Source organism: Pseudomonas sp. (assembly GCF_041601375.1).
GTDB lineage: Bacteria > Pseudomonadota > Gammaproteobacteria > Pseudomonadales > Pseudomonadaceae > Aquipseudomonas.
Genome location: NZ_JBFIIG010000039.1, coordinates 1 through 21,906, shown reverse-complemented (window position 1 = coordinate 21,906; position 21,906 = coordinate 1). Strand labels below are relative to the sequence as shown.

Sequence of the window (21,906 nt, the reverse complement as noted above, 5' to 3'; positions counted from 1 at the left end):
CCGCTCAGGTCACCAGTTTGTAGCAGGGCACGTAGGCCGTGTTGCCCGGCAGCTTCATCCGATGCTGGTCGACAAAGGCCTGCAGCAGGCGATCCAGCGGCTGCATGATGTCCGGGTCGCCGGTGATCTCGTAGGGGCCGTGCAGTTCGATGCGGCGGATGCCCTTGTCTTTGACGTTGCCGGCGACGATGCCGGAGAACGCCCGGCGCAAATGTGCGGCCAGCTCGTGCACCGGCTGGTTGCGGGTCAGCTTGAGGCTGGCCATGTTCTCGTGGGTCGGCTCGAAGGGGTGCTGGAAGTGCTCGTCGATCGTCAGCAGCCAGTTGAAGTGGAAGGCATCATTCTGCTCGCGCCGGTACTGGGTGACCTCCTGGATGCCTTGCGCCATCTCTCGGGCCACCTGGCTCGGGTCGTTGATGATGATCTTGCAGCGCTGCTGTGCTTGCGGGCCGAGGGTGGCGCCGATGAACTCATGCAGCTGCTCGAGGTAGGGCGTGGCTTTCTTTGGCCCGGTCATGATCAGCGGGAAGGGCAGATCCTTGTTGTCCGGATGCATCAGGATGCCGAGGAAGTACAGGAGCTCTTCGGCGGTGCCGGCGCCGCCGGGGAAGATGATGATGCCATGTCCGACGCGGACGAAGGCCTCCAGGCGCTTCTCGATATCCGGCAGGATCACCAGTTCGTTGACGATCGGGTTGGGCGCTTCGGCGGCGATGATGCCCGGCTCGGTCAGCCCCAGGTAACGCCCGCCGACAATGCGCTGCTTGGCGTGGGAGATGGTCGCGCCCTTCATCGGCCCCTTCATCACCCCGGGGCCGCAGCCGGTGCAGATATCCAGGCCGCGCAGACCCAGTTCATGGCCGACGACCTTGGTGTATTTGTATTCTTCGGTGCTGATCGAATGGCCGCCCCAGCACACCACCATTTTCGGCTCCACGCCGGCGCGCAGGGTGCGGGCGTTGCGCAGCAGGTGAAAGACATAGTCGGTGATGCCTTTCGAATTGCTGAAATCCACCCGCTGATTTTCCAGCTCGCTCTGCGTGTAGACGATGTCGCGCAGGGCGCTGAACAGCATCTCCCGGGTGCTGGCGATCATCTCGCCGTCGACGAAGGCGTCGGCCGGCGCGTTGATCAACTCCAGGCGAATGCCGCGATCCTGTTGATGGATGAGGATCTCGAAGTCCGGGTAGGCTTCCAGGATGGTCTTGGCGTTGTCGCTGTGCGAGCCGGTGTTGAGGATCGCCAGGGCGCACTGGCGGAACAGGGCGTAGATGCTGCCGGAGCCGGTTTCGCGCAGTTGTTGCACCTCGCGCTGCGACAGGGTTTCCAGGCTGCCCTTGGGACTTACGGTGGCGTTGGTGGTTTTTCTTGTGGCCATTGCGGCGCTCCATGGTTGTCATGCCGCTCGAGCCCTACATGGCAAACGCGCGGTCGAATGATGGTGTCGGCAGTGGTTACCCCGGCCTGGCGATGCTGTGGGGGCTGGTTGCGTTGGCAGGCTGCGAGCGCCTCGTCGGCGCGGACCTGCGGCCTGGCACGCGCCCCCGCCCGCGGCAGGCAAGGGGCTCATGCGCAGGTGTCAGCGCGGCAGCTTGAGGTTGTTCCAGATTGCCAGGCTCGGTTCTGCCAGGTTCATGCTGTAGAAGTGCAGGCCCGGCGCGCCGCCCTGCAGCAGGCGTTCGCACATCTCGCTGACCACCTGCTCGCCGTAGGCGCGTATGCTGTCGCTGTCGTCGCCATAGGCCTCCAGCTGCTTGCGCACCCAGCGCGGGATCTCGGCGCCGCAGGCGTCGGAGAAACGCGCCAATTTGCTGTAGTTGGTGATCGGCATGATCCCCGGCACCACCGGAATGTCCACGCCCAGCTTGCGTATCCGCTCGACGAAGTAGAAGTAGCTGTCGGCGTTGAAGAAGTACTGGGTGATCGCGCTGCTGGCGCCGGCCTTGGCCTTGCGCACGAAGTTGGCGATGTCGTCCTCGAAGTTGCGCGCCTGCGGATGCATCTCCGGGTAGGCGGCGATTTCGATATGGAAGTGATCGCCGGTCTCTTCGCGGATGAAGCCGACCAGTTCGTTGGCGTAGCGCAGTTCGCCGCTGGCCATGCCCATGCCGGACGGCAGGTCGCCACGCAGGGCGACGATGCGCTCGATGCCGGCAGTGCGGTACAGGTTCAGCAGCTCGCGCAGTTCGGCCTTGGAGTCGCCGACGCAGGACAGGTGCGGCGCCGTGCTCACGCCCACCTCGTTGTTCAGCTGCAACACGGTATTCAGGGTGCGATCGCGGGTCGAGCCGCCGGCACCGTAGGTGCAGGAGAAGAAGTCCGGGTTGTAGGTCGCCAGTTGGCGCGCCACATTCATCAGTTTTTCGTGCCCAGCGTCGGTCTTGGTGGGGAAGAACTCGAAGCTGTAACGGCGTTCTTGAGACATGGAGAAGGTTCCCTTCGTAGGGCGGGTTAGCGTCGCAGGCCGCTTGAGCCAGGGCTCTCTTCGGTTTCTGCGCGGTGCGTAACCCGCCAAGCGGCAGTCGGGCCGACGGTGAAAATACCTGTCGGCAGCGATGCTGGGTTACGCCGCTGCGCAGCTAACCCAGCCTACGGGCTTGCCGCTGCTTAGTAGCGATAGCTGTCCGGCTTGAACGGGCCTTCCTGGTTGACGCCGATGTAGTCGGCCTGCTGGGTGGTCAGCTGGGTGACCACGCCGCCGAAGCCCTTGACCATTTCCAGCGCCACTTCCTCGTCGAGTTTCTTCGGCAGCACTTCCACGGTCAGGCGTTCGGCCTTCTGCGCGGGCAGCAGGTCGGCGAACTTCTGGCCGAACAGGAAGATCTGCGCCAGCACCTGGTTGGCGAAGGAGCCGTCCATGATCCGACTCGGGTGGCCGGTAGCGTTGCCCAGGTTGACCAGGCGGCCTTCGGCCAGCAGGATCAGGTAGTCGTCGTTGTGCGCGTCGAAGCTGCCGGGACCGGTGCGATGGATCTTGTGCACCTGCGGCTTGACCTCTTCCCAGGCCCAGTGCTCGCGCATGAAGGCGGTGTCGATTTCGTTGTCGAAGTGACCGATGTTGCAGACCACTGCGCGCTTCTTCAACGCCTTGAGCATGTTGGCATCGCAGACGTTGACGTTGCCGGTGGTGGTGACGAGCAGGTCGATCCTGCCCAGCAGGGCCGCGTCTATGCTGGCGGCGGTGCCGTCGTTGATGCCATCGATAAACGGCGAAACCAGTTCGAAGCCGTCCATGCACGCCTGCATGGCGCAGATCGGATCGACTTCGCTGACCTTGACGATCATGCCTTCCTGGCGCAGCGATTGCGCCGAGCCCTTGCCCACGTCGCCGTAGCCGATCACCAGCGCCTGCTTGCCGGACAGCAGGTGGTCGGTGCCGCGCTTGATCGCGTCGTTGAGGCTGTGACGGCAGCCGTACTTGTTGTCGTTCTTGCTCTTGGTCACCGAGTCGTTGACGTTGATCGCCGGGACTTTCAGGGTGCCGGCCTTGAGCATGTCGAGCAGGCGGTGCACACCGGTGGTGGTTTCTTCGGTGACGCCATGCACCTGGTCGAGCATGGCCGGGTATTTCTGATGGAGGATCTCGGTCAGGTCGCCGCCGTCGTCGAGGATCATGTTGGCGTCCCACGGCTGGCCGTCCTTGAGGATGGTCTGCTCGAGGCACCACTCGTATTCGGCTTCGGTCTCGCCCTTCCAGGCGAATACCGGGATGCCGGCGGCGGCGATGGCGGCGGCGGCCTGGTCCTGGGTGGAGAAGATGTTGCAGGAGGACCAGCGCACTTCGGCGCCCAGGGCGATCAGGGTCTCGATCAGCACGGCGGTCTGGATGGTCATGTGGATGCAGCCGATGATCTTCGCGCCCTTGAGCGGTTGCTCGGCGGCATACTTGCGGCGCATACCCATCAGGGCAGGCATTTCCGATTCGGCGATGATGATCTCGCGGCGGCCCCAGGCGGCCAGGGAAATGTCGGCGACTTTGAAGTCGGTAAAACCGGCAGGCGTCAGTACAGCGCTCATAAAATGAGTTCTCCATTCGTTTGCGTCGAATGGGCGCCGTTGATGCGTATGGTTAACGCCCCATCCGAGCCTGACAAAGCCCTGGTGAGCAGGGTTTGCTGCAGCGCCCCTCGGACAGGTGGCGGGAACGACCGGGCCGTGCCAGTCGTTTGAAACACGGCGATTATAGCGATGCCGGGCGCCAAGCCCAAGGCTTTCCGTCGCCCGCGACGGAACTGGGTGGTAGCCTTGGCCCATTCCGCCGCAATGGACCTAACATGGGCAATCACAAGAGCGAGATTCGTCGGCGCAACGTCGACAAAATCCTTCTGGCCGCCGAGCAGGTCTTCGCCGAGAAGGGCTATGGCGGCACCGCCATGGCCGATATCGCCGAACTGGTCGGGCTGCCGCGCTCCAACCTGCACTATTACTTCAGCACCAAGGACGACCTCTATCGCGCGGTGCTGCTCGGCCTGCTCGAGGTGTGGAAGCAGGATGCGCTGTGCTTCGAGATGTACGACGATCCGCGCGTGGTGCTCAGCGCCTACATCCGCGCCAAGATGAACCACTCGCGCACCCGCGCCCATGGTTCCAAGGTCTGGGCCGACGAGATCATCCACGGCGCGCCCAAGCTCGGCGCGACCCTGGATGACAGCCTGTACAGTTGGGCGAAGATGAAGGAGGCGAAGATTCGCCAGTGGGTGGACGACCAGCGCATCCTGGCGGTGGAGCCCTCGGCGCTGCTCTACATGATCTGGGCCTCGACCCAGCATTACGCCGACTTCAGCCATCAGGTCAGGGTGCTCAACGATCACCAGCCGCTGTCCGATCTGCAGTTCGAGCGGGCGGTGCAGACGGTGACCAGTGTGATCCTGCGCGGGATTGGCCTGGCACCCTGATCAGCGGCCGCGCGATTGACGCGGAGCACTGCCCGGCTGCGCCGCCGGTTTCACCATCAGTGCGGCGTCAGGCGGCAAAACCCCGGCTTCGTATGGTCGTTCGGCGCGAGCCTGGGGTAGACTCGCGGACTCCCTCGAAAAGCCGCCTGCGATAACGCCATGCTCGAACAGTACGTCAAGATGATCCTCACCTCGCGCGTCTACGACGTTGCGGTGGAAACCCCGCTGCAAGCCGCCAGTCAATTGTCCGAGCGTCTGGGCAACCAGATTCTGCTCAAGCGCGAAGACCTGCAGCCGGTGTACTCGTTCAAGATTCGCGGCGCCTACAACAAGCTGGCGCAGCTCTCGGACGAGGAGCGCGCGCGAGGGGTGGTCACCGCCTCCGCCGGCAACCATGCCCAGGGTCTGGCCCTGGCGGCCAAGGTGCTGGGGGTCAAGGCGATCATCGTGATGCCCAAGACCACCCCGGAGATCAAGGTCCAGGGCGTGCGCTCGCGCGGCGGCAAGGTGCTGCTGCACGGCGACAGCTTCCCCGAGGCGCTGGCCTATTCGCTGAAGCTGGTGGAGGAGAAGGGCTACATCTATATCCACCCCTATGACGATCCGCATACCATCGCCGGCCAGGGCACGGTGGCCATGGAAGTCCTCCGCCAGCAGCCGGGCCGGCTGGACGCGATCTTCGTCCCGGTCGGCGGCGGCGGCCTGATCGCCGGCATCGCCGCCTACGTCAAATACCTGCGCCCTGACATTCGCGTGATCGGCGTCGAACCGGACGATTCCAACTGCCTGCAGGCCGCCATGGCCGCCGGCGAGCGGGTGGTGTTGCCGCAGGTCGGGCTGTTCGCCGACGGCGTCGCGGTGGCGCAGATCGGCCAGTACACCTTCGATGTCTGCCGCCAGCACGTCGACGAGGTGATCACCGTCAGCACCGACGAGATCTGCGCGGCGATCAAGGATATCTACGACGACACCCGCTCGATCACCGAGCCGGCCGGCGCGTTGAGCGTCGCCGGGATCAAGAAGTATATCGAGCGCGAGGGCTGTAGCGGCCAGGTGCTGGTCGGTATCGACTCGGGCGCCAACGTCAATTTCGACCGCCTGCGGCATGTCGCCGAGCGCGCCGAACTGGGCGAGAAGCGCGAGGCGATCATCGCCGTGACCATCCCCGAGCAGCCGGGCAGCTTCAAGGCCTTCTGCGAGGCGATCGGCAAGCGTCAGATCACCGAATTCAACTACCGCTATCACACCGACCGCGAAGCGCACATCTTCGTCGGCGTGCAGACCCACCCGGAAAACGACCCGCGCGCCGCCCTGGTGGAAAACCTGCGAGGCCAGGGTTTCCCGGTGGTGGACCTGACCGATAACGAGCTGGCCAAGCTGCACATCCGCCATATGGTCGGCGGTCATGCGGCGCGGGTGCGCGACGAGGTGGTATTCCGCTTCGAGTTCCCCGAGCGGCCGGGTGCGCTGTTCAACTTCCTGCAGAAGCTCGGTGGGCGCTGGAATATCTCGATGTTCCATTACCGCAACCACGGCGCCGCCGATGGGCGGGTGGTCGCCGGTCTGCAGGTGCCGGAGGCCGATCGCCATCTGGTGCCGGCGGCGCTGGCCGCGATCGGCTACCCGTACTGGGACGAAAGCGACAACCCGGCTTACACACTTTTTCTGGGCTAATCGAGCGCCGGGGCTGCAATCTATGCGGCCGTGCGGCGTTGCAGTCAGCCTCGCCCGGCCCATGCCACTGCTCAACGACCTATTGCGTCGGTCACCCGACAGGGAACACAACCGTTATGGATTCATACCTGCTGCTGCGAATTTCCCACAGCCTGCCCGCCATCCTCCTGCTGCTCGGCGTGCTGGTCCATGTCTTCATGCTGTGGAAGGCCCAGCGCGGCGGCGATGCGGCCATCCTGCAACGCAAGCTGCGGCGCACCCGCATGATCAGCCTGCCGCTGCTGGGGCTGCTGGCATTGAGCTTGCCGGTCAGTGGCTGGGGCCTGGTGGACAGGGTCGGTTGGCCGCTGGGGCAGACCTGGCTGCTGCTCGGCAGCATTCTGTTCGCGCTGATGATGCTCTTCGGCCTGTTGCTCGCCGGTCGCCTGGCTGCCTGGCAAGCGCTCGGCGCAACGCCGGCTTCCAGCCGCCTGCTGGGTTTTACCGCCGCCTACGCCGGGCTGATCGTCCTGTTGTTGCTGGTGATCATGGGCCTGATGGGCGCCAAGCCGGCCTGACGGGGCAGGCGTTCATGTAGCCCGCCCGATCTCGAGCAATCCGCGATCCGTAGACATCCGGCGGGCTGTCGCTTCGCTCCGAGCGGACGGCGCCCCGGCCGCCCTACGATCTCGAGCAATCCTCCCTGTCTGGGGCCTGGGGCGGTCCGCGATCCGTAGGGTGACACTCGCCGCAGGCAGTGCACCATGGGCCTCCGGCGCGGCGCAAAATCTGGCGGAGGAGCGCCGTCCGGATCGCCCTATGTGCCGAGCGGAGCGCCTTGCGCGGGGGTCAGCGCAGGGAAATGATCGGCCAGCCGCGCTGCTCGGCCTCGGCGCGCAGCTTCGGGTCGGGGTCGACGGCCACCGGGTGGCTGACCTGTTCCAGCAGCGCCAGGTCGTTCATCGAGTCGCTGTAGAAGCAGCTGTCTTCCAGGCTGAAGCCGGTTTCCGCCAGCCAGCGATTGAGCCGGGTGACCTTGCCTTCCTTGAAGCAGGGCACGTCGGTGGTGCGCCCGGTGTAGCGGCCGCCGGCCGTCTCGCATTCGGTCGCCAGCAGGGTGTCGACGCCCAGGCGCGCGGCAATCGGCGCGGTGACGAAGCGGTTGGTGGCGGTGATGATCAGCAGCTTGTCGCCGGCGGCGCGGTGTTCCTCGAGCAGGGCTTCGCCCTTGGCCAGGATCATCGGTTCGACGCAGTCGCGCATGAATTCGCGGTGCCACTGCTCGAGTTGCGCCATCTCGCTGCGGCCGAGGATGGCCAGGCTGAAGTTCAGGTAGTCGCGGATGTCCAGGCGCCCGGCCAGGTAGTCCTGGTAGAACTGGTCGTTGCGTGCCTTGTAGGCCTCGCCATCGAGTATGCCGCGCTCACACAGGTAATCGCCCCAGGCGTGGTCGCTGTCGCCGCCGAGCAGGGTATTGTCGAGATCGAATAAAGCCAGACGCACGCGGCACCTTTCATCAAAACCTAGGAGGGGCGTCAGGATAACGACTTTTGTCGGGCCTGCCCATTCGGGTGCGCGCGTTGCTGCTGTTGCGAGCTTTGTGGAACAATGCCGAAACATGCGTTTACGAGGTTGTGCGCCGTGATCGATCCTGATGGTTTTCGCCCCAATGTCGGCATCATTCTGACCAATGATGTCGGCCAGGTGCTCTGGGCGCGTCGGATAAACCAGGACGCCTGGCAGTTCCCGCAAGGCGGGATCAACGACTTCGAGTCGCCGGAAGAAGCGCTGTACCGCGAACTTAACGAGGAAGTCGGCCTGGAGCAGCAGGATGTGAAAATTCTCGCCTGCACCCGGGGTTGGTTGAGGTATCGTCTGCCTCAGCGTCTGGTCCGCACCCACAGTCAACCGCTGTGCATCGGCCAGAAACAGAAGTGGTTCCTGCTGCGTCTGACGTCGGACGAGCAGCGGGTCCGCATGGATCTGACCGGCAAGCCCGAGTTCGATGGCTGGCGCTGGGTCAGTTACTGGTACCCGTTGGGCCAGGTGGTCACATTCAAGCGCGAGGTCTATCGCCGCGCCCTCAAGGAACTCGCTCCGCGCCTGCTGGCGCGGGACTGATACGGACTAGAGCCGAGCCATGCTCAATACGTTGCGCAAGATCGTCCAGGAAGTTAATGCCGCCAAGGATCTCAAGGCGGCTTTGGGCATCATCGTGCAGCGGGTCAAGGCGGCCATGGGCAGCCAGGTCTGCTCGGTCTATCTGCTCGACCCCGAGACCAATCGCTTCGTGCTGATGGCCACCGATGGCCTGAACAAGCGCTCCATCGGCAAGGTCAGCATGGCGCCCAACGAGGGCCTGGTCGGCCTGGTCGGCACCCGCGAAGAACCGCTCAACCTGGAAGACGCCGCCGCTCACCCCCGCTACCGCTACTTCGCCGAAACCGGCGAGGAGCGTTATGCCTCCTTCCTCGGCTCGCCGATCATCCACCACCGCAAGGTGATGGGCGTGCTGGTGATCCAGCAAAAGGAGCGGCGCCAGTTCGACGAGGGCGAAGAAGCCTTTCTGGTGACCATGAGCGCCCAGCTCGCCGGGGTTATCGCGCACGCCGAGGCGACCGGTTCGATCCGCGGGCTGGGCAGGCAGGGCAAGGGCATCCAGGAGGCCAAGTTCGTTGGCGTGCCGGGGTCGCCCGGTGCGGCGGTGGGCACGGCCGTGGTGGTACTGCCTGCGGCCGACCTGGAAGTGGTGCCGGACAAACAGGTCGAGGACATTGCCGCCGAGCTGCTGCTGTTCAGCACTGCCCTGGAAGGTGTGCGCACCGACATGCGCGCCTTGTCGGCGAAGATGGCCAGCCAGCTGCGTCCGGAAGAGCGCGCGCTGTTCGACGTCTATCTGATGATGCTGGAAGACGCCGCCCTGGGTAACGAGGTGGTCAAACTCATCAAGACCGGGCAGTGGGCCCAGGGCGCCTTGCGCCAGGTGATCAGCGAGCATATCAATCGCTTCGAGCTGATGGACGATGCCTACCTGCGTGAGCGTGCTTCCGACGTCAAGGACCTCGGTCGGCGCCTGCTCGCCTACCTGCAGCAGGCGCGCCAGCAGACCCTGGTGTATCCCGATAATTGCATCCTGGTCAGCGAGGAACTGTCGCCGGCCATGCTTGGCGAAGTGCCAGAAGGCAAGCTGGTCGGTCTGGTTTCGGTGCAGGGCTCGGGTAACTCACATGTGGCGATTTTCGCCCGCGCCATGGGTATTCCCACGGTGATGGGGGTGGTCGACCTGCCCTATTCGAAGATCGACGGCATCCAGCTGATCGTCGACGGCTACCACGGCGAGGTGTTCACCAACCCCAGCGAGCTGCTGCGCAAGCAGTATGCCGAGGTGGTCGAGGAAGAGCGCCAGCTGACCCAGGGCCTCGATGCCTTGCGTGGTTTGTTGTGCGAGACGCTGGACGGTTACCACATGCCGCTGTGGGTCAACACCGGGCTGCTGGCCGATGTGAAGCGGGCCCAGGAACGCGGCGCCGAAGGCGTGGGCCTGTACCGCACCGAAGTGCCCTTCATGATCAAGGAGCGCTTCCCCAGCGAGAAGGAACAGCTGGCCATCTATCGCGAACAGCTGGTCGCCTTCCATCCGTTGCCGGTGACCATGCGCAGCCTGGATATCGGCGGCGACAAGGCACTGAGTTATTTCCCGATCAAGGAAGAAAACCCCTTCCTCGGTTGGCGCGGCATCCGCGTCACCCTCGACCACCCGGAAATCTTCCTGGTGCAGACCCGCGCCATGCTCAAGGCCAGCGAAGGCCTGGATAACCTGCGCATCCTGTTGCCGATGATTTCCGGGATTCAGGAGCTGGAGGAGTCCCTGCACCTGATCCACCGCGCCTGGGGCGAGGTGCGCGACGAGGGCGTCGACATCCCCATGCCGCCGGTGGGGGTGATGATCGAGATCCCCGCCGCGGTCTATCAGGTTCGCGAGCTGGCGCGTCAGGTCGATTTCCTCTCGGTGGGCTCCAACGACCTGACCCAGTACCTGCTGGCGGTCGACCGCAACAATCCGCGGGTCGCCGACCTCTATGACTTTCTCCACCCGGCCGTTCTGCAGGCGCTGCAGCTGGTGGTCAACGGCGCCCATGCCGAAGGCAAGCCGGTGAGCATCTGCGGCGAGATGGCCGGCGACCCGGCGGCGGCCGTGCTGCTGATGGCCATGGGCTTCGACAGCCTGTCGATGAACGCCACCAACCTGCCCAAGGTCAAGTGGCTGCTGCGTCAGATCAGCCTGGGCAAGGCCAAGGAACTGCTGGCCCAGGTCATGACCATCGACAGTCCGCAGGTGATCGATAGCACCCTGCAGCTGGCCCTGCGCAACCTGGGCCTGGGCCGCATGATCAACCCTGCGTCGAATATCCAGGCGTGAGAGCTTGTGAAAAAACTCTCGCCTACGGCGACCGCTGCAAACATCGGTAGTCCGTTCGGAGCGTAGGGCGGCCCGGGACGCCGGCCGTTCTTAGCGCAGCGACAACCTGCCAGCTTTATGCCGCGCCGCTGAACCACGGTGCACTGCCTGCGGCGAGTGGCACCCTACGGACCGCCCAAAACGCCGGCTGCGGCGTTGCGCTCGATATTTTCACAACCTCTGAGCCCATGAGGGACGCAGCCTAGCGCTCGATGCTCACCTCGCCCAGGTGCGCGCCGTAGGGCCCGTAGCTGCGCTCGACCAGTTGCCAGGAGCCGTCGGCCTTGACGATCAGTGCGCTGCTGGCGCGGGTGCCATAGTTGAGGGTGGCGATGAAGATGCTCGAGAGCACGCGCTCGGTGTTCAGGCCGACACCGGTGTCGGGCAAACGCGCATCCTCGACTTGTTGCCCGTCATGCAGCAGGTCCAGCAGGGACGGTATCTGCGGTGCTGCCAGGCATTCGTCGAGCAGGGCTTTGCCCTTCTCGACCTTGGGCCAGGGCGTGTCCAGGTCGGCGTTGGACAGTCCATAGAGGCCAGCAGTCAGTCGCTCGGGCATGCCCGTGCGCGAATTCAACAGCCAGAGTTCGTGGCGGTCGCCGAGCAACAGGTTGAAGCCCGAGTATTCCCCGGCGCGCTGGGTCAGGTCGCGCAAGAACGCCTCGGGACCGAGCGAACCCCGCAGGAATTGCACCGGCAGTTCGCCGCGCGAGCGGCCCCGCGGAGGCTGGCGCGGGTCGCGGATATTGGTCAGCGCGGCGAAGCGTGCGTGCGGGCCGATACCCAGCCAGGTGCCGCCGGCTTCCAGGTCCCGCCCGGCATACAGCCCCGGCGCATCCTCCCACTCGGCCAACGGCAGGCTGGGGCGAGCATAGAACTCGTCGCGGTTGGCGGCCATGACCAGCGGCAGATCATGGCCGGGACGCCAGGCAAATACGATCAGGCACATGGGAATCCTTTCGGGGCAGGTAACTTCAGTCCTAAGATTGAAGCGCAGCTGCCCTATTGCGCAAGTGGTGGATGCGGCTTCGCGCTTCCCGCATGCGCCCGCGACGATTACCATTGCGCTTTGTTTTCGGGGGTGGTGATGGAGCTCTTGCTGTATTTAGTGCTGGGCGCCGCAGCGGGAGTGCTGGCCGGGCTGTTCGGCGTCGGTGGCGGGATTATCATCGTACCGGTGCTGGTGTTCAGTTTCGCCGCCCAGGGCTTCGACTCGAACGTGCTGACCCACCTGGCGGTGGGGACTTCGCTGGCGACCATCGTCTTCACCTCGATCAACTCGGTACTGGAACACCAGCGCAAGGGCGCGGTGCGCTGGCCGGTGTTCGTCTGGATGACCCTGGGAATCCTCTTGGGGGCTGCCCTGGGGGCCATGACCGCCGCCGCGATCCAGGGGCCGCTGCTGCAGAAGATCATCGGCGTGTTCGCCATCGTCATCGCCCTGCAGATGGCCCTGGAATTGCAACCCAAGGCCAGCAGCGTTGTCCCAGGCAAGCTGGGCCTGAGCATGGCCGGCGGCGTGATCGGCTGGGCCTCGGCGATCTTCGGGATTGGCGGTGGTTCGCTCAACGTGCCCTTCCTGATGTGGCGCAGCGTGCCCATCCAGCAGGCGGTGGCGACCTCGGCCGCCTGCGGCCTGCCGATTGCCGTGGCCGGTGCGCTGACCTTCATGTGGCTGGGCTGGGACAGCCCCCAGCTGCCGGACTGGAGCCTGGGTTTCGTCTATCTGCCGGCGATGGCCGGGATTGCCTTCACCAGCATGTTCTTCGCCCGTTTCGGCGCACGCCTGGCGCATCGTCTGTCGCCACGCCTGCTCAAGCGCCTGTTCGCCCTGCTGCTGTTCAGCGTGGGCCTGAGTTTTTTGATTTGAGGAATTGAAATGCTGCCTTATCCGCAGATAGACCCGGTGGCGATAGCCCTGGGCCCGCTGAAAATTCACTGGTACGGCCTGATGTACCTGATCGGTATCGGTGGCGCCTGGTGGCTGGCCTCGCGCCGCTTGAGCCGCTTCGAGCCGAACTGGAACCAGGAAAAGCTCTCCGATCTGGTGTTCTGGGTGGCCATGGGGGTGATCCTCGGCGGTCGCCTGGGCTATGTGCTGTTCTACGACCTGGCGGCCTATATCGACCAGCCGAGCCTGATCCTGCAGGTGTGGAAGGGCGGCATGTCGTTCCACGGCGGCTTTATCGGCGTGATGCTGGCGACCTGGTGGTTCGGCAAGCGCAATGGCAAGAGCTTCTTCCAGTTGATGGATTTCATCGCGCCGCTGGTGCCGATCGGCCTGGGTGCCGGGCGCATCGGCAACTTCATCAACGCCGAGCTCTGGGGCAAGGCCACCGACCTGCCCTGGGCCATGGTCTTCCCCACCGATCCCGAGCAACTGGCGCGCCATCCCTCGCAGCTCTACCAGTTCGCCCTGGAAGGTGTGGCGCTGTTCGCCATCCTCTGGTTCTACTCGCGCAAACCGCGGCCGACCATGGCGGTGTCGGGCATGTTCGCCGCCTGTTACGGGCTGTTCCGCTTCGTCGTCGAGTTCGTCCGGGTGCCGGATCCGCAACTTGGCTATCTGGCCTGGAACTGGCTGACCATGGGCCAGGTGCTCAGTCTGCCGATGATTCTTGCCGGTCTCGGCCTGATCTGGTTCGCCTACCACCGCCAAGCCGTCCAGGGAGCCGCCCGATGAAACAGTACCTCGAGCTGATGCGCCTGGTGCGCGACACCGGCACCTTCAAGAGCGACCGCACCGGTACCGGCACCTACAGCCTGTTTGCCCACCAGATGCGCTTCGACCTGGCCGAGGGTTTTCCCCTGGTCACCACCAAGAAGTGCCACCTGAAATCCATCATTCACGAGCTGCTGTGGTTCCTTCAGGGCGACACCAATATCCAGTACCTGAAGGACAACGGCGTGCGCATCTGGGACGAGTGGGCCGATGAAAACGGCGACCTCGGCCCGGTCTACGGCTACCAGTGGCGCAACTGGCCGGCGCCGAACGGCGAGTCGATCGACCAGATCGCCAAGCTGATCGACATGATCAAGAGCAACCCGGATTCGCGGCGCCTGCTGGTCACCGCCTGGAACCCCGCGCTGGTCGAACAGATGGCCCTGCCGCCGTGCCACGCGCTGTTCCAGTTCTACGTCGCCGAGGGCAAGCTGAGCTGCCAGCTGTACCAGCGCTCGGCCGACATCTTCCTCGGCGTGCCCTTCAACATCGCCAGCTACGCGCTCTTGACCCTGATGGTCGCCCAGGTCTGCGACCTGCAACCGGGCGAATTCATCTGGACCGGCGGCGACTGCCACCTGTACGCCAACCACCTCGAGCAGGCCGACCTGCAACTGAGCCGCGAGCCGCTGCCGCTGCCGGTGATGAAGCTCAATCCGGCGGTGAAGGACATCTTCGCCTTCAAGTTCGAGGACTTCGAGCTGCTCGGTTATCAGGCCCATCCGCACATCGCCGCGCCGGTCGCCGTCTAAGCGTCTGTTCCAGGCTGCTTCGCCAGGGCGGCGGCGCTATTTGCTACCCTGGCGTTTTGCCGATAGGGAAGGAGCGTGCCAGTGCCGAGGATTCTGATCAGTCTGTTGTTGTGCCTGCTGGGCTTGCCTGCCGCGGCGCAGGAGTCGAACGCGCCGGTCTTACGGGTGGGCATCAACGAGGTGCCGCCCTTCGTCATCCAGGAGCCGGACGGCAGCTGGCGCGGCATCAGCATCGATCTGTGGCAGGCCGTCGCCGAGCAAGCGGGTTACCGCTACGAGCTGCTGCCGATGCCGTTCGAACGCCTGCTGCCGAGCCTGGAGGACGGCCAACTGGATGCGGTGGTCGGCGCGCTGACCATGACCGCCGAGCGCGAGGCGCGTTTCGACTTCAGCCATCCGTTCTACCGCACCGGCCTGGCCATCGGCGTGCCGCATGGCGGCGAGGGTAGCGGCTGGGCCGCGGTCAAGGGCCTGCTGTCCTGGCAGTTCGTCAGCCTGATCCTCGGCCTGGCGGTCCTGATGCTGCTGGTCGGCGGGCTGGTCTGGCTGTTCGAGCGGCGGCACAACCAGCCGCAGTTCGGCGGCTCCCCGGCGCAGGGCCTGGGCTCCAGCTTCTGGTGGGCGGCGGTGACCATGACCACCGTCGGCTACGGCGACAAGGCGCCGGTGACCCTGGGCGGACGCCTGATCGCCCTGGTGTGGATGTTCGCCGGGCTGGTCATGGTCTCGACCTTCACCGCGGCAGTGACCAGCGCACTCACCGTGGGCAACCTGCAGGGCGGCATCCAGGGCGTCGACGACCTGCGCCGCGCCCATGTGGCCACCATCGACAAGACCGTCAGCGCCCGTTACCTGGACAGCCAGCGGATTCGCCGCAGCGACTACCCCAACCTGCTCGAGGCCATGCGCGCGGTGCAGCTGGGCGAGGCCGACGCGGTGGTCTACGACCTGCCGATCATGCAGTACCGCAACGGCGAGCTGGGTGGCGGCGGCCTGCGCCTGCTGCCTGGCACCTTCGAGGAGCAGTCCTACGCCTTCGCCCTGGCCGACGGCAGCCCCTACCGCGAACGGATCAACCTGGAATTGCTGCGCGTGACCGGCGGCGACGACTGGGACAAGGTGCTGGAGCTGTACCTGGGCAGGCCTTGAGCGGGTGTGAAAAGTGCGACCCTTTCCGGACAGCCCGCTACAGCCATCCACCCTACACAGCCTGCAAATTTACGTAGGGTGGAAAAACCGCGGAGCGTTTTCCACCTGTGTCTTATTCAGTCTGTCTGGCTGTCCTATCACGACGGGCAGCAGTCGGCCAACAGCTGCCGGTCGAAATCGCCCCGAAGCACACAGATGTTATCTAGCCTGAGTTGACTGCGAAGGCTGGACGCTAACGTTCGGTGCTTCTTAATACGCTGCAATGTCCAACGCCAGGCATAGCTTTCGAGTCCGCGTGCAACAAGGCCGATTAAACTTCGTATTCACGAAGCGGATTAGGCAATAGTCTGCACTGTGCCGCCTTCTGCACGAATCGCCGCACCATTGATCACGGCAGCACGTTCGCTGGACAGGAAAGCCACAACGTTTGCGACTTCAGCGGGTTTGGCCAGGCGGTAGATCAGTGAAGAGGGACGATTCTCCGCCATGAACTTCTTCTCTGCCTCGGCATAAGGCAGTCCCGGATTCACTGACTCGATGAAGCCCTTGAGGCTCTCTGTCTCGGTTGGCCCAGGCAGCACGGCGTTGACGGTCACCGACGTGCCCTTGGTCAGCTCGGCAAGGCTGCGGGAGATCGACAGCTGCGTAGCTTTACTCGCGCTGTAATGGGCCATCGCAGCCATCGGAGTCAGTGCGACTTCGCTGGAAATGAAAATCACCCGGCCATGGCCGCGCTCCAGCATGCCCTTCATGTAGGTACGGGCCAACCGCACCCCGCTCCAAACGTTAGTCTCGAACATGCGCTGCCAGTCTTCATCAGCCGTGCTGAAGAAGTCGCTCAGCTCGTAGGTGCCCATGTTGTTGATCAGGATATCGATCTGCGGATATGCAGCGGCAGCGACCGCCTCACCGCCAGCCTGACTGACATCCGCCACCAGCGGCAGGGCACGCCCTTCGCCATAACGCTTGTTCAACTCGCTGACGCGCTGCGCCACGCCGGCTTCGCTACGTCCGTTGATGATGACGCGAGCCCCATCTTCTAGGAGCTGCGTGGCAATTGCCAAGCCGATGCCTGCGGTGGAGGCGCTTACCAGTGCAGTTTTGCCTTCTAAACCAAGGTTCATACCATTCTCCAACGTTGAAATTGTGGGCGGATCATTCCGCTGGAGAGAAGTATGGAGAACTTCGAATGTATTGATTAGAGAATGCAATGGAATATGATTGCGGAATAAAATTCACATATGGAATGTGCTCATGGATAGCCGTAGCGGAGAGATGTTGGTCTTCAGCAAGGTCGTCGAAACCGGCAGTTTTTCGGCGGCAGGGAAGCTGCTGAACTTAACCCCTTCAGCGGTAAGCAAGCTGATCACCCGGCTCGAAGAGCGATTAGGTGTGCTTCTCTTTGAGCGCTCCACACGTCAGATGACGATTACCGGTGAAGGTGCCCGCTTCTACGACAGTTGCGTCCGCATACTCAATGACATCGAGGAGGCAGAGCACGACGCCGTCGGCTCATCTGCGGCTCCAAGTGGCCTCTTGCGAATCAATACCTCGGTGCCTTTCGGCACGCACCAGCTCCTGCCGATTATCAGTGACTTCAACCTTCTGTATCCCGACATCACACTCGATCTCTCGCTGACTGACGCCTTGGTAGATCTGAAGCGTGAACGCATCGACGTAGCGATACGCATGGGGCCCTTGGACGACGCCAGTTTTCGTGCGCGCACATTGGGGAGCAGCCGCCGTGCAGTGGTGGCCTCTCCGGCTTATTTGGCTCGTCATGGTGAACCGAGGACACCGGGTGACCTAGAGAATCATCGTTGTTTCAATTTCAACTTCCGCCGATCCCGTGACGAGTGGCCGTTCAAGCTGAACCAGCAAACCCAGTACCTGGAGGTGCGCGGCGATATGCTGACCAACAACGGCGAAACCATGCGCCAGATGACGATCAATGGGCTGGGGATTAGCCGGCTAGGATTATTCCATGTCGCAGAGGATTTGAAGGCGGGCCGGCTCGTCGAACTGCTCGCTGATTTCAATGCAGGGGACACTGAGGAGATCCACGCAATCTTCAATAATCAACGCTACATGCCGCAACGAGTGAGGGTCTTTATCGACTTCTTGGTTGAGCGCATCGGGCCGTTGCTGGGCTCTCTAAGCTAAGAAGCGAAAGGCCGCTAATGGCCGTTTCTTGCCTGTCGCGACCATACAGTTCTGGCCGACTGCTGCCTACGGAATCAGCTTGGTTGCACTCCTCCCGGACGGTCGGACTCGTTTGGATAGCCGGGGGTGATTAATCCGTTACCTGATCGCCTCGATGGAGATATGGAGCGGAGAGGACTTACAGCGGCCCTGAGGGCGCTTCGCGGAAGACAAGGCCGACTTATATACTCTGCACGATGATTCCACTGTGCAATTACTGGGTTAATATACAGCTCTGCGCACAGCTGACCCACCAGGAGGACTTGATGACCCCCTCGAATGGCATTGTGGAAATCAGAACGCTCGCCGAGTTGTTGTCCCTTTACGAGATCGCCTCGGACAGCACCCTGACGAAGGACCAGTACCGAAACCCGCTGCGGCCCTACCGGCTGATTCAGCCCGAGGCCAGCTGTCAGTACCAGAAGAACGGGAAGCGCTGTTCCCAGATGCATCAGCACGGCTTCGTCGTCGAGCGGCACGACGACTCGAAGGTGCTGATCGGGAATTGCTGCGCCCTGAACCACCTGGGCCTGGATGACGAGCAGGTCAGGGGGGGGTTCAACAAGCTGAGCGCCACCGAGCGGCAGAACATCCGCCGGCATAAGGTCGAAACAATGCTCAAACAGCGGGAGAGCCTCATCGGCCGGGTCCGGGCCGCGAGCATCAAGTTCAGGGATCTGCAGAGGAAAGTCAGCCTAATACTCTCAACCCTGCCCGCCGAAGTGGGTGGCGTCCTGCTCGATCGTTGGAAGCGGAATGCCCTGGAGGTTTCCTGGGAGTACCTGCTCGTCAAGAAGGGGCAAGACGAAAAGGGGAAGCCGTACGAGGAACGGAGCTGGTATCCGCATTCCTTTGGCAAGCTCAAAGGCCTGGGTCTGTGGCTGCAACTGGATCAGCAGTTGTATCAGGAAACCCTATTGCACCTACGCCGGCAGCTGGAGGCGATTCCCACCAAAGCGCGATTGAGCCAAGTGGAGTTGGAGTTGGCGGAGGCCGCTCTCAAGCAGGTGGCGACCCTGCAGACCATTGAGCGCGAGATGCAGGGCCAGGTCGAGTTGCTGAATGATTTCCGTAAGCCGGCGAACCTGCAGCTGGCAATCCAGGTCGTCAGCAATCACAAGGTCCGGGCTGAAACGGTAAAGGCTGTGCACCAACTGATTGATGAGCCCTGCAGCACGGCTCCCGAGAAGTACGTTGCCGACATCGACCTGGCGCTTAAGCAGAAGTACTCGGCGGGCGGCATTCGCATAGCCTCCTGATTCCACCGGTGCCTCATCGCTACGCCCAGGTTGGTCTTTGCTTTCACCAGCAGACAGGCCGGGGCGAGCAGCGGCTCAGATACCAAAAAACTGCCGTGGGAACCCATTCTCGGACGGCAGGCCAAGCGATGCGAACGGGCAGCCAGGCAAATCGGGCTTCGTGTCGATTACGTCCGCCACCTGGTGCAGCCACTGTGAACCTGGCCCGATCTGGCGTAGCAGGAACCAGATCACAGAGATCAGCCCGTAGAGACGGCTGAGTGCGTTCTGATCCAGCGCCAAGCCTTGGAAGTATGCCTCCGTGGGCAGCACGGGTACCGGGTTAGATGCGACCTGGTTCCATATGCGCGTATGGTGAGCGCTGCGGTTGCGCAGCGTGTTGATCTCCTGCAACCAGTCCTTCAGCACCTTGGCATTGCTGATACCCAGTCGAGCTGCAATGCGGTTCTGATGACTTCCCTTCAGGATCTCAAAGTACTTGGAGAGAACCCCGAAGTCCCAGGCTTCGACGACGACCCAGAAGGGCATGGCTTTGTGGTTCTGCCGGTGCCATTCGATGCAGTCTTCCCGGCTGCGGTTGATTTGCGCGGCTTGCCGAGTCTGCCACTCACTCCAAGTGTTGCGCTGTCTCCCGCTCCGATCCTGCCAGTTGGCGGTTTGCTTGGGGTTGATGAAGCGAGGGGCCAGGTAAGCCAACGGATCGTGGTACCCAACCTCATGAGCAACTATCGAGCGCACATGAATCTCGATGCGCTCGATGGCATCGAGCATCAACTGGCGAAGCTTTTTGTCGAAGAGATACAGGCTGAAGGCCGAATCGAAGGACGCGCCCGCCGTGAAGGCGTCTTGGCGAAGAGGCTTTTGGGTGACGTTGCAGAGGGTGACCTGGCCGTGCAGATCCCGCACAAACTCTCGTGCCGGAAACCAGAATCCACTCAGCCGGTAGTAGCCCACCTGCGCAAGCTTGCGCTCAGCCCGCAGGGGGTCTGCAACTTCCATCCCGCGGCTGGCCAAGAGTTTGGCCAGGTTGCTGTAGGATCGGAATGGCTTCGGTGGAGCGAGTTGTCGCAACTTCCATGTCCCAGAAACGAGAAGGCCCAACCATAGAGCCGGACTTGCCAGCACCAGAGGATTGGGCGCGATTACTGCAGATCTTCGTTTACATAGCCTGGTTTGTCAAATTTGCCCGCTGCCAGCGTCGACAGCCAGCCACGGAGGCCGAATGAGGACATCTGGCATGAAGTGGCCAGCTTCCTTAGGCCGAAGTTGCCTTGTTCGGGCAAAGGGTGAATTGTCCCTGCGCAAGCGTGATCATTTTCGAGTGACTGCATCTGGCCGGTTGTTGCCTGTCGCGACTGGCGGCTGAGGGTCTGAATCTGCCTGCCTGCGGCCGTCATCAACCACCTCTGACTCGCTGCCATCGATGATGGTGAAGTCATCCGTAGTCGCGCTATATCCATCTCTCCGCCCACTGGACGTGCTGCGGCACTCATTTCAGGGGGGATTACCCCGGTCTCTATCCGACTACGATGCTGTCAGCGTCGCGCTCAGCACCTCGACCTGCGCCTGGCGCTCCAGTTGTTGCAGGCGCGCGCCGGGGTTGAGGGACGACCATTCGGGGTGGGCGCGGGCCTTGTGCAGGGCGTCGGGCAGTTTGCCTTCGCGCCATAGCGCCTCCTGCGGTGCGGGCAACTGGATGGCCTGCACCGCCGCGTGGCCGCGGGCTTCCAGGGCTTGCAGCAACAGTTGCTGGCGCAGGGCGAGCAGGCGCAGCACGGCGTCGTCCACGCTCAGCTCGCGCTGGCCCTTGAGTTTGCCTTTCAGGCGGGCGCCGTAGCCGCGCAGGGTCTGCGCGCCGCCGCCGATCAGGGCGCCCAGGGCGGCTGCGGCGCCGAGGGTGATGCCGCCCACCAGCAGGTCGATGCCGACGCCGGTGGCGGCGCCAGCGGCCATGCCGCCGCCGAGCTTGACCCCGAGCTGCTTGAGGGTTTCCGGGTTGAACAGGTCGTCGCCCCAGCGGCCGTCGAGCAAGGGCACGGCTTCGGCCTTGGCGTCGTCCTGGCGGAAGGCATACAGGCGCAGCAAGGCCTCGACGCAGCGCTGTTCGCGCTGGCGGATGGTTTCGCGCAGTTCGCGGATCGCGCCTTGCTCCAGAGTTGGCTGGGCCGCCACGCTGCGTCGGCAGGCGGCGCAGTCGAGCAGCAACTCGGCGATCAGCCGGGTGCCGCTGTGGCGGCGGGCCTGGCGCTGCGCTTCATGGTCGTCGATCAGCCGTTGCAGTTGTGGCCGGGCCTTTTCCTGCAGCAGGGCCAGGCTCTCGTACAGCCGGCGTTCGCCATCCAGCGGCGGCGCCACGCTGTCGAAGGCGACCCGCGCATGCAGGCCGAGACGGGCCAGGGCCTGGTACCAGTCGTCTTCGCGGTGCTGGCGGCCGGCGACGAAGTTCAGCACCGGCAGCAAGGGGCGGCCGCACATGGTGAGGATCGCCAGTTCGTCGCGGTACTTGGCCAGCACCGGCTCGCGGGCGTCGATCACGTAGAGGCCGGCGTCGGAGGCGAGCAACTGGCGCAGCACCTTGGCCTCCTGCTCGAAACGCTGGCGCGCCTCGCTGCCATCGAGAAAGCGCGCCAGGCGTGCCGGGCCGTCCAGGCGTTCGCCGGGGCGCTCCTGGCGCTCCAGGTAGTCGAGCAGGGCGATGGCGTCTTCCAGGCCGGGGGTGTCGTACAGCTCGAGCAGCGCCTGGCCGTCCACCGACAGGCGCGCGCCCTCGACATGGCGGGTGGTGCTGGGGCGATGCGAGACCTCGCCGAAGCCG

Annotated in this window: 19 protein-coding genes and 1 riboswitch; of the genes, 11 read left to right on the top strand and 8 right to left on the bottom strand. The window is 63.7% G+C overall.

Annotated elements, in window-relative coordinates; translation table 11 throughout:
* Window positions 1-4: 4 nt before the first annotated feature.
* From ppnN to ahcY, 3 genes are all read right to left on the bottom strand, one after another.
* Window positions 5-1,378 (bottom strand): nucleotide 5'-monophosphate nucleosidase PpnN, encoded by a 1,374-nt coding sequence (gene ppnN, locus ABZE94_RS07950; RefSeq protein WP_372874996.1) that lies wholly within the window; start codon window positions 1,376-1,378, stop codon window positions 5-7.
* 201 nt (window positions 1,379-1,579) lie between these two features.
* Window positions 1,580-2,425, bottom strand: coding sequence for a methylenetetrahydrofolate reductase [NAD(P)H] (gene metF / locus ABZE94_RS07945; RefSeq protein ID WP_372874995.1), 846 nt, complete (start codon window positions 2,423-2,425; stop codon window positions 1,580-1,582).
* Between the two features lie 182 nt (window positions 2,426-2,607).
* Window positions 2,608-4,017 (bottom strand): adenosylhomocysteinase, encoded by a 1,410-nt coding sequence (ahcY, locus tag ABZE94_RS07940; protein WP_372874994.1) that lies wholly within the window; start codon window positions 4,015-4,017, stop codon window positions 2,608-2,610.
* Between the two features lie 24 nt (window positions 4,018-4,041).
* A riboswitch (S-adenosyl-L-homocysteine riboswitch) is annotated at window positions 4,042-4,135 on the bottom strand.
* Window positions 4,136-4,274: 139 nt separating this feature from the next.
* On the opposite strand from ahcY, the gene ABZE94_RS07935 reads away from it, so the two are divergent.
* The 3 genes from ABZE94_RS07935 to ABZE94_RS07925 all read left to right on the top strand — a co-directional run bounded on the left by ABZE94_RS07935 (window position 4,275) and on the right by ABZE94_RS07925 (window position 7,126).
* Complete coding sequence (locus tag ABZE94_RS07935) at window positions 4,275-4,895, top strand: TetR/AcrR family transcriptional regulator (protein WP_372874993.1); 621 nt, start codon at window positions 4,275-4,277, stop codon at window positions 4,893-4,895.
* 159 nt (window positions 4,896-5,054) lie between these two features.
* Window positions 5,055-6,569 (top strand): threonine ammonia-lyase, biosynthetic, encoded by a 1,515-nt coding sequence (gene ilvA / locus ABZE94_RS07930; RefSeq protein WP_372874992.1) that lies wholly within the window; start codon window positions 5,055-5,057, stop codon window positions 6,567-6,569.
* A gap of 116 nt (window positions 6,570-6,685) precedes the next feature.
* Complete coding sequence (locus ABZE94_RS07925; RefSeq protein WP_372874991.1) at window positions 6,686-7,126, top strand: DUF2269 family protein; 441 nt, start codon at window positions 6,686-6,688, stop codon at window positions 7,124-7,126.
* A 271-nt stretch (window positions 7,127-7,397) separates the two neighbouring features.
* Here the strand turns inward: ABZE94_RS07925 and ABZE94_RS07920 are convergent, their stop codons facing one another.
* Window positions 7,398-8,051, bottom strand: coding sequence for an HAD family hydrolase (locus ABZE94_RS07920; protein WP_372874990.1), 654 nt, complete (start codon window positions 8,049-8,051; stop codon window positions 7,398-7,400).
* Between the two features lie 138 nt (window positions 8,052-8,189).
* Between ABZE94_RS07920 and ABZE94_RS07915 the strand changes: the two genes are divergently transcribed.
* Complete coding sequence (locus ABZE94_RS07915; RefSeq protein WP_372874989.1) at window positions 8,190-8,669, top strand: RNA pyrophosphohydrolase; 480 nt, start codon at window positions 8,190-8,192, stop codon at window positions 8,667-8,669.
* A gap of 19 nt (window positions 8,670-8,688) precedes the next feature.
* Window positions 8,689-10,968: a phosphoenolpyruvate--protein phosphotransferase gene (ptsP, locus tag ABZE94_RS07910; protein ID WP_372874988.1), complete on the top strand. Its 2,280-nt coding sequence runs from the start codon at window positions 8,689-8,691 to the stop codon at window positions 10,966-10,968.
* A gap of 241 nt (window positions 10,969-11,209) precedes the next feature.
* On the opposite strand, the gene ABZE94_RS07905 is transcribed toward ptsP, so the two are convergent.
* Window positions 11,210-11,956, bottom strand: a complete 747-nt coding sequence (locus tag ABZE94_RS07905) for an NRDE family protein (RefSeq protein WP_372874987.1) — start codon at window positions 11,954-11,956, stop codon at window positions 11,210-11,212.
* 138 nt (window positions 11,957-12,094) lie between these two features.
* Here ABZE94_RS07905 and ABZE94_RS07900 point away from each other — a divergent pair, with 138 nt between their 5' ends.
* The 4 genes from ABZE94_RS07900 (at window position 12,095) to ABZE94_RS07885 (ending at window position 15,630) form a co-directional block, all read left to right on the top strand.
* A complete protein-coding gene (locus ABZE94_RS07900; protein ID WP_372874986.1) occupies window positions 12,095-12,877 on the top strand; it encodes a sulfite exporter TauE/SafE family protein in 783 nt (260 codons plus the stop codon).
* A 9-nt stretch (window positions 12,878-12,886) separates the two neighbouring features.
* Window positions 12,887-13,690: a prolipoprotein diacylglyceryl transferase gene (gene lgt, locus ABZE94_RS07895; RefSeq protein ID WP_372874985.1), complete on the top strand. Its 804-nt coding sequence runs from the start codon at window positions 12,887-12,889 to the stop codon at window positions 13,688-13,690.
* Window positions 13,687-14,481 carry a thymidylate synthase gene (locus ABZE94_RS07890; RefSeq protein ID WP_372874984.1) on the top strand — a complete coding sequence of 265 codons (795 nt, stop codon included), beginning with the start codon at window positions 13,687-13,689 and terminating at the stop codon, window positions 14,479-14,481. The genes lgt and ABZE94_RS07890 overlap by 4 nt, the downstream gene beginning before the upstream one ends.
* A gap of 81 nt (window positions 14,482-14,562) precedes the next feature.
* Window positions 14,563-15,630 carry a transporter substrate-binding domain-containing protein gene (locus ABZE94_RS07885; protein WP_372874983.1) on the top strand — a complete coding sequence of 356 codons (1,068 nt, stop codon included), beginning with the start codon at window positions 14,563-14,565 and terminating at the stop codon, window positions 15,628-15,630.
* 335 nt (window positions 15,631-15,965) lie between these two features.
* On the opposite strand, the gene ABZE94_RS07880 is transcribed toward ABZE94_RS07885, so the two are convergent.
* The gene (locus ABZE94_RS07880; RefSeq protein WP_372874982.1) at window positions 15,966-16,754 is read right to left on the bottom strand and encodes an SDR family NAD(P)-dependent oxidoreductase; all 789 of its coding nucleotides are present in this window, start codon (window positions 16,752-16,754) and stop codon (window positions 15,966-15,968) included.
* A 130-nt stretch (window positions 16,755-16,884) separates the two neighbouring features.
* Here ABZE94_RS07880 and ABZE94_RS07875 point away from each other — a divergent pair, with 130 nt between their 5' ends.
* Together ABZE94_RS07875 and ABZE94_RS07870 are read left to right on the top strand one after the other, a co-directional pair.
* Entirely contained in the window at window positions 16,885-17,793 is a 909-nt protein-coding gene (locus tag ABZE94_RS07875; RefSeq protein ID WP_372874981.1) for a LysR family transcriptional regulator, read from the top strand.
* A 305-nt stretch (window positions 17,794-18,098) separates the two neighbouring features.
* Window positions 18,099-19,091 (top strand): hypothetical protein, encoded by a 993-nt coding sequence (locus ABZE94_RS07870; protein WP_372874980.1) that lies wholly within the window; start codon window positions 18,099-18,101, stop codon window positions 19,089-19,091.
* 75 nt (window positions 19,092-19,166) lie between these two features.
* Here the strand turns inward: ABZE94_RS07870 and ABZE94_RS07865 are convergent, their stop codons facing one another.
* Together ABZE94_RS07865 and ABZE94_RS07860 are read right to left on the bottom strand one after the other, a co-directional pair.
* On the bottom strand, window positions 19,167-20,090 hold the full coding sequence (locus ABZE94_RS07865) for an Abi family protein (RefSeq protein ID WP_372874979.1): 924 nt from the start codon (window positions 20,088-20,090) through the stop codon (window positions 19,167-19,169).
* Between the two features lie 525 nt (window positions 20,091-20,615).
* Window positions 20,616-21,906 (bottom strand): DUF3482 domain-containing protein (locus ABZE94_RS07860; RefSeq protein ID WP_372874978.1); only part of this gene is annotated, 1,291 nt, incomplete at its 5' end.